Annotated in this window: 12 protein-coding genes; 9 read left to right on the plus strand and 3 right to left on the minus strand. The window is 67.1% G+C overall.

The genetic code is table 11. The features are described 5' to 3' along the window. Window positions 1-20 precede the first annotated feature (20 nt). A complete protein-coding gene (locus ACW4E8_RS25155) occupies window positions 21-527 on the plus strand; it encodes a DUF1993 domain-containing protein (protein WP_456806995.1) in 507 nt (168 codons plus the stop codon). 52 nt (window positions 528-579) lie between these two features. Here the strand turns inward: ACW4E8_RS25155 and dkgB are convergent, their stop codons facing one another. Then, the gene (gene dkgB, locus ACW4E8_RS25160) at window positions 580-1380 is read right to left on the minus strand and encodes a 2,5-didehydrogluconate reductase DkgB (protein WP_456806996.1); all 801 of its coding nucleotides are present in this window, start codon (window positions 1378-1380) and stop codon (window positions 580-582) included. 57 nt (window positions 1381-1437) lie between these two features. Then, window positions 1438-2646: an MFS transporter gene (locus ACW4E8_RS25165; protein ID WP_456806997.1), complete on the minus strand. Its 1209-nt coding sequence runs from the start codon at window positions 2644-2646 to the stop codon at window positions 1438-1440. Window positions 2647-2767: 121 nt separating this feature from the next. On the opposite strand from ACW4E8_RS25165, the gene ACW4E8_RS25170 reads away from it, so the two are divergent. The 6 genes from ACW4E8_RS25170 (at window position 2768) to ACW4E8_RS25195 (ending at window position 8663) form a co-directional block, all read left to right on the plus strand. After that, a complete protein-coding gene (locus tag ACW4E8_RS25170) occupies window positions 2768-3694 on the plus strand; it encodes a LysR substrate-binding domain-containing protein (protein WP_456806998.1) in 927 nt (308 codons plus the stop codon). A gap of 275 nt (window positions 3695-3969) precedes the next feature. Further along, window positions 3970-4605, plus strand: coding sequence for a 7-carboxy-7-deazaguanine synthase (queE, locus tag ACW4E8_RS25175; RefSeq protein WP_456806999.1), 636 nt, complete (start codon window positions 3970-3972; stop codon window positions 4603-4605). Between the two features lie 116 nt (window positions 4606-4721). Continuing rightward, the gene (locus ACW4E8_RS25180; protein ID WP_456807000.1) at window positions 4722-5198 is read left to right on the plus strand and encodes a 6-pyruvoyl trahydropterin synthase family protein; all 477 of its coding nucleotides are present in this window, start codon (window positions 4722-4724) and stop codon (window positions 5196-5198) included. A 9-nt stretch (window positions 5199-5207) separates the two neighbouring features. Next, complete coding sequence (gene tadA / locus ACW4E8_RS25185) at window positions 5208-5810, plus strand: tRNA adenosine(34) deaminase TadA (protein WP_456807001.1); 603 nt, start codon at window positions 5208-5210, stop codon at window positions 5808-5810. Further along, a complete protein-coding gene (ldcA, locus tag ACW4E8_RS25190; RefSeq protein WP_456807002.1) occupies window positions 5807-6766 on the plus strand; it encodes a muramoyltetrapeptide carboxypeptidase in 960 nt (319 codons plus the stop codon). The genes tadA and ldcA overlap by 4 nt, the downstream gene beginning before the upstream one ends. A gap of 274 nt (window positions 6767-7040) precedes the next feature. After that, a complete protein-coding gene (locus ACW4E8_RS25195; protein WP_456807003.1) occupies window positions 7041-8663 on the plus strand; it encodes an ABC-F family ATPase in 1623 nt (540 codons plus the stop codon). Between the two features lie 67 nt (window positions 8664-8730). On the opposite strand, the gene ACW4E8_RS25200 is transcribed toward ACW4E8_RS25195, so the two are convergent. Beyond that, complete coding sequence (locus tag ACW4E8_RS25200) at window positions 8731-9333, minus strand: hypothetical protein (protein WP_456807004.1); 603 nt, start codon at window positions 9331-9333, stop codon at window positions 8731-8733. 207 nt (window positions 9334-9540) lie between these two features. Here ACW4E8_RS25200 and ACW4E8_RS25205 point away from each other — a divergent pair, with 207 nt between their 5' ends. Further along, window positions 9541-10974, plus strand: a complete 1434-nt coding sequence (locus tag ACW4E8_RS25205; protein ID WP_340527425.1) for an aldehyde dehydrogenase family protein — start codon at window positions 9541-9543, stop codon at window positions 10972-10974. A 122-nt stretch (window positions 10975-11096) separates the two neighbouring features. After that, window positions 11097-13559 (plus strand): penicillin acylase family protein, encoded by a 2463-nt coding sequence (locus ACW4E8_RS25210; RefSeq protein WP_456807005.1) that lies wholly within the window; start codon window positions 11097-11099, stop codon window positions 13557-13559. Window positions 13560-13648 lie beyond the last annotated feature (89 nt).

Here is a 13648-nt window from a genome sequence, read left to right on the forward strand (position 1 = left end):
GCCCTGCACAGGAGACCCTCATGGCACTCTCAATGTACGACGTTTCGATTCCCCCGTTCATCCGCGCACTCGCCAACCTGGCCGCGATCCTCGACAAGGGCGCGGCCCACGCCCAGGCGCAGGGCATGGACCCGGCCGACCTGATCCAGACCCGGCTGATCGCCGACATGGATGCGCTGCCGGCACAGGTGCAGCGCGCCAGCGACGCCGCCAAGGGCTGCGCGGCGCGGCTGGCAGGCATCGAGGTGCCGTCGTTCGCCGATACGGAAACCACCTTTGCCGAACTGCAGGACCGCATCGCCCGTACCATCGTCTTCCTGGAGCAGATCTCGCCTGAGCAGCTGGAAGGCAGCGAGCAGCGCGCGATCGAGCTGAAGATGCGCCAGGGGCCGATGACGTTCGACGGCAAGTCCTACCTGCTGGGCTTTGCGTTGCCCAACTTCTATTTCCACGTGACCACCGCCTATGACATTCTGCGCCACAAGGGCGTGCAGATCGGCAAGCGCGACTACCTGGGGCTGAAGTAAGAAAAAGCCGGGCGCGAAGCCCGGCTTTTTCATCGTGGAGCAGAGGCAGCGCTCAGTCCCACTTCGGCGCAAAGTCCGGGTTGGCCAGCCGCTCGCCGCGGTCCAGCCCGGCGATGGCCGCCATCTCCTGCTCCGACAACCGCAGCGATGCTGCCGCCAGGTTGCTCTCCAGGTTGGCGCGCCTGGTCGACGACGGGATCACTGCATAGCCCTGCTGCAGCAGCCATGCCAGCGCGACCTGCGCGGGAGATGCGTCGTGCGCCTGCGCAATCCGCTGCAGCACCGGGTCCTGCATCACCTTGCCGTAGGCCAGCGGCATGTATGCGGTGATGTGGATGCCTTGCGCGCGGGTGAAGTCGGCCAGCTTGCGGTTCTGCAGGAACGGGTGCATTTCAATCTGCTGCGTGGCGATCTGGTCGGCGCCGACCGCGTCGATGGCCTGCTGCAGATGGGCGATGGTGAAGTTCGATACGCCGATCGCCCGGGTGAGGCCCGCGGCGCGCGCTTCAGCCAGCGCTTCCATGTATTCCTGCACGGCGATCGCGTCGCCGGGCGCGGGCCAGTGGATCAGCGTCAGGTCGACCTGGTCCAGTTGCAGCTTTTCCAGGCTCTGCTCCAGGCTGGCGCGCAGGCGGTCGCGGCCCAGCGCTTCGGTCCAGATCTTGGTGGTGACAAACAGGTCCTGGCGCGGCACGCCGCTGGCAGCGATGGCCTGACCGACTTCGGCCTCGTTGTCGTAGATCTGGGCGGTGTCGACATGGCGGTAGCCCAGTTCCAGGCCAGTGCGCACGGAGTCGATGACCTGCTGGCCCTTGAGCCGGAAAGTGCCGAGGCCGATAGCGGGAATCTGCATGGGGGTTCTCCTTAGCTTGCAGGGTTGTGTTCGGGAAGATTCAGTTCAGGGTGCGGATCAGTGCGTCATGGCACCGGCCGGCACGCCGCCGCTGCGGGCATCGAAGCCCGCGGCGCGGTCCAGGCGGCCGCTCAGCTCGGTCAGGGCCAGTGCCACCAGCACTACCAGCGCGCCGATCCACGGGGTCTGCATCAGACCCAGGTGGGTCACGATCAGCCCGCCGGCCCAGGCCGCGCCGGCAATGCCGAGATTGAAGGCGGCGATATTCAGGCCCGAGGCCACGTCCACGGCGTCAGGCGTGAAGCGCTCCGCCTGCTTGACCACGTAGACCTGCAGGCCGGGCACGTTGCCGAAGGCCACGGCACCCCAGGCCAGCACGGTCGCCACCACCAGCCAGCGATGCGGCGCGGTGAAGGTCAGCACGAACAGCACCAGGGCCAGCAGCAGGAACACCAGCTTCAACGCCGGGATCGGCCCGTGGCGGTCGGCCAGGCGGCCGCCCCAGATATTGCCTGCGGCAACCGAGACACCATACACCAGCATCACCAGGCCGACCGCGCCGGCGTCAAAGCCGGACACGTCCTGCAGGATCGGGGCGAGGAAGGTGAAAGGGATGAACGAACCGCCATAGCCGATCGCCGTCTTGGCGTACACCAGCAGCAGCCGCGGCTCGGCCAGCACGCGGGCCTGCTGCAGCAGCGACGCCGGCGGCGTATGCGCGATGGTGCGCGGCACGAACATCAGGCTGCCGACAAAGGCCACAGCGCCCAGCGCCGAGACGGCCAGGAAGGTCTCGCGCCAGCCGAAGTGCTGGCCGATGAAGGTGCCCAGCGGCACGCCGGTCACCAGCGCCACGGTCAGGCCGGTGAACATGATGGCGATGGCGCTGGCGGCCTTCTCGCGCGGGACCAGCCCGGTGGCGATGGTCGAGCCGATCGAGAAGAACACGCCGTGCGCCAGGCCGGTCAGCACGCGCGCCAGCACCAGCGATTCATAGCCGGGCGCCTTCCACGCCAGCAGGTTGCCGAGCGTGAACAGTGCCATCAGCGACAACAGCAGCAGCTTGCGCGGAATGCGCCCGGTCAGGGCAGTCAGCACGGGCGCGCCGACGGCGACGCCCAGTGCATACAGGCTGACCAGCAGCCCGGCCGATGGCAGGGAAACGTGCAGGTCGGCGGCAATGGTAGGGATCAGGCCAACGATCACGAACTCGGTCGTGCCGATGGCAAAGGCGCTGATGGTCAGCGCGAACAGGGCAATGGGCATGATGCAGCCTCCGGTAAGGGCAACAAGGGCAAAAGGAGCCAGGAACAGGGCGGAGTGTGCCTGGGATGCTTTTGCAGAAAAACCCGGTGATCTGCAGAAGATATTTGACTAAAATTCAAGAATGAAGCTGACCCTGGAAGAACTCGCCGCCTTTGTCGCCGTGGTCGACACCGGCTCGATCACGGCCGCTGCCGAGCAGCTCGGGCAGACCGTGTCGGGCATCAGCCGCGCGCTGAGCCGCCTGGAAGACAAGCTGGAAACCACGCTGCTGCGCCGGACCACGCGCCGGCTGGAGCTGACGGAAGAGGGCGGCGCCATGCTGGCGCATGCGCGCGGCATCCTGTCCGCGGCCGACCTGGCCGAGGAGCAGATGGCGCTGCGGCGCCAGCGCCCTGCGGGCAAGCTGCGCGTCAATGCGGCATCGCCCTTCATGCTGCACGCGGTGGTGCCGCTGGTCGGAGAATTCCGGCGCCTGTATCCCGACATCGAGCTGGAACTGAACACCAACGACCAGATCATCGACCTGATCGAGCACCGTACCGATGTCGCCATCCGCATCGGCACGCTGCGCGATTCAACGCTGCACGCGCGCTCGCTGGGCACCTCGCGGCTGCGCGTGCTGGCGAGCCCCGCCTACCTGAAGGCGCACGGGCGGCCGCGCAGCGTGGCCGACCTGGCCGGGCATGCGTTGCTGGGCTTTACCCAGCCGGAGGGGCTCAACCGCTGGCCCTTGCGTACCGACGACGGCCTGGAGTTGCCGATCCGGCCACATCTGGCGGCTTCCAGCGGCGAAACCCTGCGCCACCTGGCACTGGCGGGCCAGGGGCTGGTGTGCCTGGCCGATTTCATGACCGAGGCCGACCGGCGCGCGGGCGACCTGGTGCAGGTGCTGGTGGACCAGACCGTGGAGGTGCGGCAATCGATCCACGCGGTGTACTACCTGAATACGCAGCTGTCGGCGCGGATTGCCTGTTTCCTCGATTTCCTGGCCGCACACCTGGCCGGCGGCGGGGACCGCATCCCGCCAGCATCTAAGCGAAAACCCTGACCCCTCTGGTATACTTGCAATACGTCCGGACCGGCCGGACGCAGCCTGCGACAGGCCACAGGCGGTTCCTCCGGCAGTGCCCGGAGCCCTGCACGGGAAACCCGGTGCACACCGCCCGCGCTGCCAGCCATGCGGCGCCGATCCGGGAGCCCGAGCCCAGATCCGTGATACTTGTTATCCGGCCTTTGCCCAATACCTATTGAAACCCCGGCCAGCCCAAGGGCGGCCGAATGCCCGTTAACGGTCCCAGAACGGTCCCAGAGAGACCCCCACGCATGACTTACGCCGTCAAGGAAATCTTCTATACGCTGCAGGGCGAAGGCGCCAACGCCGGCCGCGCCGCGGTGTTCTGCCGCTTTGCCGGCTGCAACCTGTGGAGCGGCCGCGAAGACGACCGCGCCAGCGCGGTGTGCCAGTTCTGCGATACGGATTTCGTCGGCACCGATGGCACCCGCGGCGGCAAGTACCGCACGGCCGAAGAGCTGGCCGCGGTGGTCGCATCGGAATGGCCGCGGGGCGCCGGCGGCCAGCCGCTGGTGGTCTGCACCGGGGGCGAGCCGCTGCTGCAGCTCGATGCGCCGCTGATCGACGCGCTGCATGCGCAGGGCTTCGAGATCGCGATCGAGACCAACGGCACCATTGCCGTGCCGCCGGGGATCGACTGGGTCTGCGTCAGCCCCAAGATGGGCTCGGAACTGGTGGTCACGCGTGGTGACGAGCTCAAAGTCGTGATCCCGCAGGAGGGCCAGGACTTTGCCGCATACGAGCAGCTTGATTTCCGCCATTTCCTGGTGCAGGCCATGGATGGCCCGCTGGCGAGGGAAAATACCGCCGCTGCGGTGGCGTTCTGCCAGCGCCATCCGCGCTGGCGGCTGTCGCTGCAGACGCACAAGCTGCTGGGCATCCGCTGAGCGGCGCGGCATCCACGACAGGTCGCCCAACGGGCGGCAAAACGTACACAATACAGGCTTCGGACGCGCGCGCAGTGTCCGTTCCAACGCAGGCGGCCAGCACGGCGCCGGTACACATGAGCAAACAAGTTTCCATTACCCGCCGGCTGGAGTTCGACTCCGGCCACCGCATCCCGAACCACTGCGGCCAGTGCCGCAATATCCACGGCCACCGCTACCGGCTGGACCTGACGCTGTCGGGCGAGGTCCTGCACCGCGAGGGCGCGTCGGATGACGGCATGATCCTGGACTTCGGCGACATCAAGGCGCTGGCCAACGAGCACCTGGTCAACAAGTGGGACCATGCCTTCCTGATCTACCGTGGCGACACCGCGCTGCTGAACTTCCTGCAATCGATGGAAGAGCACAAGACCGTGGTGCTGGACGCGATCCCGACGGTCGAGAACCTGGCCCAGGTCGCGTTCGACATCCTGGCGCCGGTGTTCAAGGACTGCTTCGGCCACCACCTGCAGCTGACCAGGCTGGTGCTGTTCGAAACGCCCAACTGCTGGGCGGAAGTGAGCGCGCCCGCCGTGCTGCCGGCGCAGGACTGAGCGGGGACGATGACAGAGACGCCACCGCTGCCGTTGCGCGCGCTGCGCGCCCTGCCTGAAGACCCGGCCGAGGCTGCCGAGCGTGACGCGCGCTACATGCGCGCCGCGCTGGAAGAAGCCCGCCTGGCCGAAGCCGCCGGCGAGGTGCCGGTGGGCGCGGTGGTGGTCTGGAACGACACCATCATCGCGCGCGGCCACAACCTGCCGATCCGCTCGGTGGACCCGTCCGCCCATGCCGAGATGCAGGCGCTGCGCGCTGCAGCCCAGGTGATCGGCAACTATCGCATGCCCGAGTGCGAGCTGTACGTGACGCTGGAACCGTGCGTCATGTGTAGCGGCGCGATCCTGCACGCGCGGCTGCGCCACGTGGTGTTCGGTGCAACCGACCCCAAGACCGGCGCAGCCGGCAGCGTGCTCAACCTGTTCGAGCAGGCGCAGCTCAACCACCAGACCACCATTGCCGGCGGCGTGCTGGCCGACAGCTGCGGCCAGATGCTGAAGGATTTCTTCGGCGCGCGCCGCCGGGCGCAGAAAGCCGCGCAGAAGGCGGCACAGCAGGACGCCGCCGCGCCCGTCACCGATCCCGACAAGAACAACGACACCGAAGCATGAGCATGCCGAACAGCAGGCCGCCGCATACCGAAGTCCGACTGATCGCCTCGTCCGGGTATCCGCACGACGTCGCCATCGCCGCGCGCGGCTGTGCCTGGCTCAAGCATCATGGCTACCACATGACCAACCCCGACGTGCTGGCGCGGCGCTACCTGCGCTTTGGCGGCACGGATGCGGAGCGGCTGGCCGACTTGCACGCCATCGGCACTGGCGCGCCGCACGAGCTGACGCTGGCGGTGCGCGGCGGCTATGGCATCGCGCGGCTGCTGGCGCAAGTCGACTTTGCCCGCATCGCCGGGCAGGCCGGCGCCAGCGGCACGCCCATCGTTGGCCACAGCGACTTCACCGCGTTCCAGCTGGCCTACCTGGCGGCGACGGGTGGCGTTACCTTTGCCGGGCCGATGCTGCTGGCGGATTTTGGTGCCGAGGTGGTGGATCCCTTCATGTGGGAGCATTTCGAAGGCATCCTTCGCAACCCTGCGTACAGCGTCGACGTGGCAGCGCCGCAGTCGGGCGGCCAACCGTTTTCCGGCAGCGTGGAAGGCACGCTCTGGGGCGGCAACCTGGCCATGCTGTGCAGCCTGCTGGGCACGCCTTTCATGCCGCAGGTGGAGGGCGGGGTGCTGTTCCTGGAAGACATCAACGAGCCGCCGTACCGGGTGGAGCGCATGCTGATCCAGTTGCAGCAGGCCGGCGTGCTGGGCGCGCAGCGCACCATCGTACTGGGCGATTTCTCCAACTACCGCGTCACCGACTATGACAACGGCTACGACATGGACGCCGTGGTGGCCTACCTGCGCGACCAGCTGCCGGTGCCGGTGCTGACCGGGCTGCCGTTCGGCCACTGTGCGCGCAAGCTGACGCTGCCGGTCGGTGCCCAGGTGCGGCTGGCCGCACGTGCGGATGGCTTCAGCATGGCGTTTTCTGGCTATCCGGTGCTGCCGCCACCGGCCTGACCGGTCGCATCGTCCGATGCAGCGCATCCGGGTCGCAAGGAATGCGCCTGGATGATAGAATGCACGGTTATTTCCTGACTTCCTGCCGGGTTCTCACATGAACCGGGCGCGGCCCGTGCCGCATCGCAACCCATGGCCGTCTGAATACTTCCGGCCAGCGCGATGCATCTCCGGCAAGGCCCGTCCCTGAGCGGCATGGGGTGCGCCTCGTGTGCAAAACCGGCAAGCCGCGGCCAGTGCCGCGGCGCCACAATCTCCAGACAAGGTTCAAGACGTGCTTTCTACCGCAAACATCACCATGCAGTTCGGCCCCAAGCCGTTGTTCGAGAATATCTCGGTCAAGTTCGGCGAGGGCAACCGCTACGGCCTGATCGGCGCGAACGGTTGCGGCAAGTCCACCTTCATGAAGATCCTGGGCAGCGACCTCGAGCCGTCGTCGGGCAACGTCATGCTGGAGCCGGGCGTGCGCCTGGGCAAGCTGCGCCAGGACCAGTTTGCGTATGAAGACATGCGCGTGCTGGACGTGGTGATGATGGGCCACACCGAGATGTGGGGCGCCGCGCAGGAGCGCGACGCCATCTACGCCAACCCGGAAGCGACCGACGAAGACTACATGAAGGCCGCCGAGCTGGAGGCCAAGTACGCCGAATACGACGGCTACACCGCCGAGGCCCGCGCTGGCGAGCTGCTGCTGGGCGTGGGCATCCCCACCACCCAGCACCAGGGCAACATGAGCGACGTGGCCCCGGGCTGGAAGCTGCGCGTGCTGCTGGCACAGGCACTGTTCTCGAACCCGGACGTGCTGCTGCTGGACGAACCGACCAACAACCTGGACATCAACACGATCCGCTGGCTGGAGACCGTGCTCAACGAGCGCAACTCCACCATGATCATCATCTCCCACGATCGCCACTTCCTGAACTCGGTCTGCACCCACATGGCCGACATGGACTACGGCACGCTCAAGGTCTACCCGGGCAACTACGACGACTACATGGAAGCGTCGATGCAGGCCCGCGAGCGCCAGGTGGCCGCCAACGCGCGCGCCAAGGAGCGCATCAGCGAGCTGCAGGACTTCGTGCGCCGCTTCTCGGCCAACAAGTCCAAGGCCCGCCAGGCCACCTCGCGCGCCAAGCAGATCGAGAAGATCAAGGTCGACGACATCAAGCCGTCGTCGCGCCAGAACCCGTTCGTCCGCTTCGAGTTCGAGAAGAAACTGCACAACCTGGCCGTGGAAGTGGAGAACATCACCAAGACCTACGACCGCAAGATCATCGACAGCCTGTCGCTGGCGATCCAGGCCGGCGAGCGCGTGGCGATCATCGGCGAAAACGGCGCCGGCAAGACAACGCTGCTGCGCAGCCTGCTCAACGGCGCGGTGCAGACCGGCGTGCAGCGCGGCGTGGAAGTCGACCGCGGCACGGTCAGGTGGGCCGAGAACGCCAACGTAGGCTACATGCCGCAGGATACCTACGAGGAATTTCCGGACAACCGCGACGTGATGGACTGGATGAGCCAGTGGACGCAGGCCGGCGACGACGAGACCTCGCTGCGCGGCACGCTGGGCCGCCTGCTGTTCTCGGCCGACGACATCAGGAAGTCGGTCAAGGTGCTGTCCGGCGGCGAGAAGGGCCGCATGATCTGGGGCAAGCTGATGCTGGGCCGCCACAACGTGCTGGCCATGGACGAGCCGACCAACCACATGGACATGGAGTCGATCGAATCCCTGCAGATCGCGCTGGACAAGTTCCCGGGCACGCTGGTCTTCGTTTCGCACGACCGCGAGCTGATCAGCGGGCTGGCGACGCGCGTGATTGAAGTGCGCACGGACGGCACGCTGACGGACTACCTGGGTACGTATGACGAGTACCTGCAGTCGCAGGGTATCGTCGGCTGAGCGTCGGGACGTTGATGACAAGAGAAGGCCGCCTCCGGGCGGCCTTTTACATTGGTGCGCCGGAATGTCAGCCGGCGGCGATGCGATCGGCGATCTGGTCGAGCTGGCTCGTGATGGCACGCGCGGTGATATCGCCCTTGGCCTTGAGCAGCGCCGCATGCAGCAGCTCGCGCAGCGCCAGCAGCGCGGGCAGGTCGGTGGCCCTTTCGACCTTCACCTGCAGCATGTAGCCGCGCAGGCCGAGATGCTGCCCGATCACGTCGGTATAGAAGTAATACAGGCTCTCGAAGGCCGCGATGTCCGCGGGCGAATGTGCCGCGGTATCGGCCGGTTGCGGCGCCTCCGGCACCTCGGTGGCGGGTGCGTGCCGCATTGCATATACGGAGAACATATTGGTGTCGGCAGCAGGCGTGACACGCGCCGGTGCCTGCGCCACGGCAGCGGGCGGCCGTGCCGGCTCCGGGACGGCTTCTACCAGGCCTTGTGCCACCAGTGCGTCCATTGCCTCGGGGGCCACCCCCATGCCGGCTACCTGCGCCAGCAATTCCTGCCCGCTGCGCTCGCCGTTGACCATCAGCAGCAGCGCGCGCAGCTTGTGGTCAAGCTTGCGTGCACGCGTCCGGATCTCGTCCTGTCCCGCATCCGTCTTGCGGTAGATCGGATCGACCATGTCTCACCCCTTGTTATGTCCGGCCGCCCCTTTGGCGAGAGTCCCCGTCAGGTGGTGGGCCGATTATCGCCATCTTCTTGTCCAGAGCGGTATGCGCGGCTTTCCGCGGCGCAAAAACATAGTCCCGAATCCGCTCTACAATGTGCGTGCACCATAAAAGTAACAAAAAATTGCAATCGCCAATTCACCAAACCGAGAACTGTGGCCATGCAACAACGAGACAAACTCTTTATTAACGGCAAGTGGGTCGCTCCCCACGGCAACGGCAAGATCGACGTCATCCACTCCGCCACCGAGGCGGTGATGGGCACCATCCCCGAAGGCTCGGCGCGCGACGCCGAGGATGCCATCCAGGCGGCCCGCGCGGCCTTCGACAGCTGGTCGGCCACGCCGCCGGCAGTGCGTGCCGGCTATATCGCCAAGATCGCCGAAGGCCTGAAGGCGCGCAGCGAAGAGCTGGCCCAGCTGATCGCCGGCGAAGTCGGCATGCCGATCAAGCTGGCGCGCGCGATCCAGGTGGGCGGGCCGGTCTACAACTGGGGCCAGGCCGCCAAGCTGCTGGACGGTTTCCGCTTCGAGGAAGAGGTCGGCAACTCCCTGGTGGTGCGCGAGCCCGTGGGCGTGGTGGGCGCCATCACGCCGTGGAACTTCCCGCTCAACCAGATCACGCTGAAGGTGGCGCCGGCGCTGGCAGCCGGCTGCACCGTGGTGCTCAAGCCCTCCGAGGTGGCGCCGCTCAATGCCTTCGTGCTGGCCGAGGTGATCGAGGCCGCCGGCCTGCCGCCGGGCGTGTTCAACCTGGTGACCGGCTATGGCCCGGTGGTGGGCGAGGTGCTGGCCAGCCACCCGGAAGTCGACATGGTGTCGTTCACGGGGTCGACCCGTGCCGGCAAGCGCGTGTCGGAACTGGGCTCGCAGACCGTCAAGCGCGTGGCGCTGGAGCTGGGCGGCAAGTCCGCTTCGGTGATCCTGGACGACGCCGACCTGCCGTCGGCGGTGAAGGGCACCATCAATGCCTGCTTCCTGAATTCCGGCCAGACCTGCTCGGCGCACACCCGCATGCTGGTGCCGCGGGCCCGTTACGATGAAGTGAAGGCGATCGCGCAGAAGGTGGTCGAGGGCTTTACCGTGGGCGATCCGCTGCAGGAAACCAGCAAGCTGGGACCGCTGATCTCCGCGGTGCAGAAGGACCGTGTGACCGGCTATATCCGCCGAGGCCTGGAAGAGGGCGCCGAGCTGGTCGCTGGCGGTCCGGACACCCCGGAAGGGCTGGACAAGGGCTTCTTCGTCAAGCCGACCGTGCTCGGCAACGTGGAGCCGCGTGCCACCGTGGCGCAGGAAGAGATCTTCGGGCCGGTGCTGTCGATCATCTGCTATGACACCGAGGAAGACGCGGTGCGCATCGCCAATGACAGCATCTATGGCCTGGGCGGCGGGGTCTGGTCCGGTGACGAGGCACGCGCGATCCGCGTGGCGCGCCGCATCCGCACCGGCCAGGTCGATATCAACGGCGGCCCGTTCAATATGCAGGCGCCGTTTGGCGGCTACAAGCAGTCCGGCAACGGGCGCGAAGCGGGCAAGTACGGCCTGGAGGAATTCCTGGAGTACAAGTCGCTGCAGCTGAAGAAGCCGGCGGCCTGATGCGGCATTGAGCGGCGTTGATGCAATATGGGAAATGCCCGGCTGGTCCGGGCATTTTTTCGTGCGGATAATGCGCGGAAAACACGCACAACATAACGACAAAAGTCATTGGGGGAGCAACGATGCGCTGGTTTGGTCGGCTGGCCAGGTTTGTGGTGGGGCTGCTGGTGCTGGCGGTGGCCGGCGCTGCCGGGGCCTTGGTCTGGTATCGCCATGCGGCGCAGCCGCCTGCTTCCGGCCAGGAAGCGCTGGCGGGTTTGCGCGACCAGGTCACGGTCGTGCGCGACGGCCATGGCGTGCCGCATATCCGCGCCGCCAGCAAGGCGGACGCCTGGTTTGCGCTGGGCTACGTCCATGCACAGGACCGGCTGTGGCAGATGCAGATGAACAAGCGCGTCGTGGCAGGCCGGCTCGCGGAGATCCTGGGGCCGTCCGCGCTCGATACCGACAGGTTCTTGCGCACGCTGGGAGTGCGGCGCAATGCCGAGGCCATCCTGGCGCAGGCCTCGCCCGAGACCCGTGCCGCGCTGCAGGCCTATGCCGACGGCGTCAATGCCTGGATCGACCATCGCAAGGGCCCGCTGCCGCCTGAATTCCTGCTGCTGCGCGCGCAGCCCGAGCACTGGGAGCCGGCCGATACGCTGGGCTGGCAGACCATGATGGCCTGGGACCTGGGCGGCAACTGGACCCAGGAAACCCTGCGCATGCGGCTGGCGCAAGTGCTGCCGGTGGCCCGCATCAGCGAGTTGCTGGCGCCGTATCCGGGCGAGCAGCCGGTGCGCACCATGGATTACGGCCATCTGTACAAGCAACTGGCACCGCTGGCGAATGCCATGGCCAGCGTCGGCGACAAGGCGCCGCCGGGATATGTCGAGGGCATGGGCTCGAACAACTGGGTGGTGTCGGGCGCGCATACGCAATCGGGCAAGCCGATGCTGGCCAATGACCCGCACCTCGGGCTGCAGGCGCCCGCGCTGTGGTATTTCGCCAGGATGACGGCGCCCGGCCTGGACGTGACCGGCGCCACGCTGCCGGGCATGCCGCTGGTGGTGCTGGGGCACAACGACCGCATCGCCTGGGGGCTGACCAATACCGCTCCCGACGTGCAGGACCTGTATATCGAACGGCTGCGCCCCGGCAACGACACCCAGTACCAGACCCCGGACGGCTGGGCTGCATTCGAGACCCGCACCGAGACCATCCGCGTCAAGGGCGCCCCGGACGTGGTGCTGAAGCTCCGCGCCACGCGCCACGGCCCGGTGATTTCCGATGTGGCCGAGCCGCTTTCAGCTGCCGCAGGACCGCTGGGCGCACAGTATGTGGTGGCCTTCCAGTGGACCGCGCTGCGCCCGGACGACCGCACCTTCCAGGCGGGACTGCGGATGAACGAGGCGCGCGACTGGGCCAGCTTCACTGCGGCGCTGCGCGACTTCCATTCGCCGCAGCAGAACATTGTCTATGCCGATGTCGACGGCAATATCGGCTTCTATGCGCCCGGACGCGTGCCGCTGCGCCGCGCCGACAACGACCTCAAGGGGCTGGCTCCGGCGCCCGGCTGGGACGCGCGCTACGACTGGACCGGCTTTATTCCGTTTGAGGCACTGCCGCACCGCTACAACCCGGCCGACGGCGTGATCGTGACGGCCAACCAGCGCATCGTTGCGCCGGACTACCCGTACTTCATCACCAGCGAATGGACCGTGCCGTATCGCTTTGACCGGATCCAGGCGCTGCTGGCGGCCACGCCCAGGCACAGCTTCGACAGCTTTGCGGCAATCCAGAAGGACGTGGTCTCGCTGGCCGTGCGCGATGCCTTGCCGCTGCTGCTGGCCGCGCCCGTCAGCCGGGATGCAGCGCGGCCCGAGCGCGAACGCGCCTTGCTGGAAGCGCTGCGCAAGTGGGACGGCACCATGGACCCGGCGCGCGCCGAGCCGCTGGTGGTCACCGCCTGGCTGCGCGAACTGTCGCGGCGGCTGTTCGAGGAGAAAGCGGGCGAGGCGATCTTTGCCCGCCTGTGGGACCAGCGTAACGTGCAGCAGCCCATGCTCAACATCCTGCGCGATCCGCGTACGCTGGGCGCGTTCTGGTGCGACCGGCAGCATACGCGCCCGGCCGAGACCTGCGACGACGCCATTGCAGACGCCTGGACCCAGGCCATGGCGGACCTGTCGCGCCGCTATGGCGACGACTCCGCCCGCTGGCGCTGGGGCGAGGCGCACACGGCCCGCTCCGAGCACAAGCCCTTCGGCAAGGTCGCGTACCTGTCGCCGCTGTTCAACCTGCGCGTGCCGACCGGCGGCGATACCTATACGGTCAATGTCGGCCGGCACAACCTGCGCGACGACAAGGCGCCGTTCGAGAACACCCACGCGGCCAGCGTGCGTGCGCTCTATGACCTGGCGGACCTGGAGGCGTCGCGGTTCATGGACTCCACCGGGCAGTCAGGCAACGCGCTGTTGCCGCGCTACCGCGACTGGGCCGGCAAATGGGCGGCGGTCGAGTACGTGACCATCCCGCCCGTGCCATCGCTGCCGCAGCAGGTTGCGCCAGATACCCTGATCCTGGTGCCGGCTGCGACCAAATAGCGCAGGGCATGACATGCCGTGCTGAGAATGCTCGCAAATAGGCGATATCCTGCCATGGTCTTCGCGGGGTGCAGCAATTGACGCTACCA

This window comes from Cupriavidus sp. CP313 (assembly GCF_054072015.1).

Excerpts from the sequence above, each read along its gene's own strand:
- ACW4E8_RS25200 (WP_456807004.1), bottom strand. The coding sequence starts at position 9,333 with ATGGTCGATCCGATCTACCGCAAGACGGATGCGGGACAGGACGAGATC.
- ACW4E8_RS25170 (WP_456806998.1), top strand. The coding sequence starts at position 2,768 with ATGAAGCTGACCCTGGAAGAACTCGCCGCCTTTGTCGCCGTGGTCGAC.
- ACW4E8_RS25180 (WP_456807000.1), top strand. The coding sequence starts at position 4,722 with ATGAGCAAACAAGTTTCCATTACCCGCCGGCTGGAGTTCGACTCCGGC.
- ACW4E8_RS25155 (WP_456806995.1), top strand. The coding sequence starts at position 21 with ATGGCACTCTCAATGTACGACGTTTCGATTCCCCCGTTCATCCGCGCA.
- ACW4E8_RS25165 (WP_456806997.1), bottom strand. The coding sequence starts at position 2,646 with ATGCCCATTGCCCTGTTCGCGCTGACCATCAGCGCCTTTGCCATCGGC.
- ACW4E8_RS25205 (WP_340527425.1), top strand. The coding sequence starts at position 9,541 with ATGCAACAACGAGACAAACTCTTTATTAACGGCAAGTGGGTCGCTCCC.
- ACW4E8_RS25210 (WP_456807005.1), top strand. The coding sequence starts at position 11,097 with ATGCGCTGGTTTGGTCGGCTGGCCAGGTTTGTGGTGGGGCTGCTGGTG.
- queE (WP_456806999.1), top strand. The coding sequence starts at position 3,970 with ATGACTTACGCCGTCAAGGAAATCTTCTATACGCTGCAGGGCGAAGGC.
- tadA (WP_456807001.1), top strand. The coding sequence starts at position 5,208 with ATGACAGAGACGCCACCGCTGCCGTTGCGCGCGCTGCGCGCCCTGCCT.
- dkgB (WP_456806996.1), bottom strand. The coding sequence starts at position 1,380 with ATGCAGATTCCCGCTATCGGCCTCGGCACTTTCCGGCTCAAGGGCCAG.
- ldcA (WP_456807002.1), top strand. The coding sequence starts at position 5,807 with ATGAGCATGCCGAACAGCAGGCCGCCGCATACCGAAGTCCGACTGATC.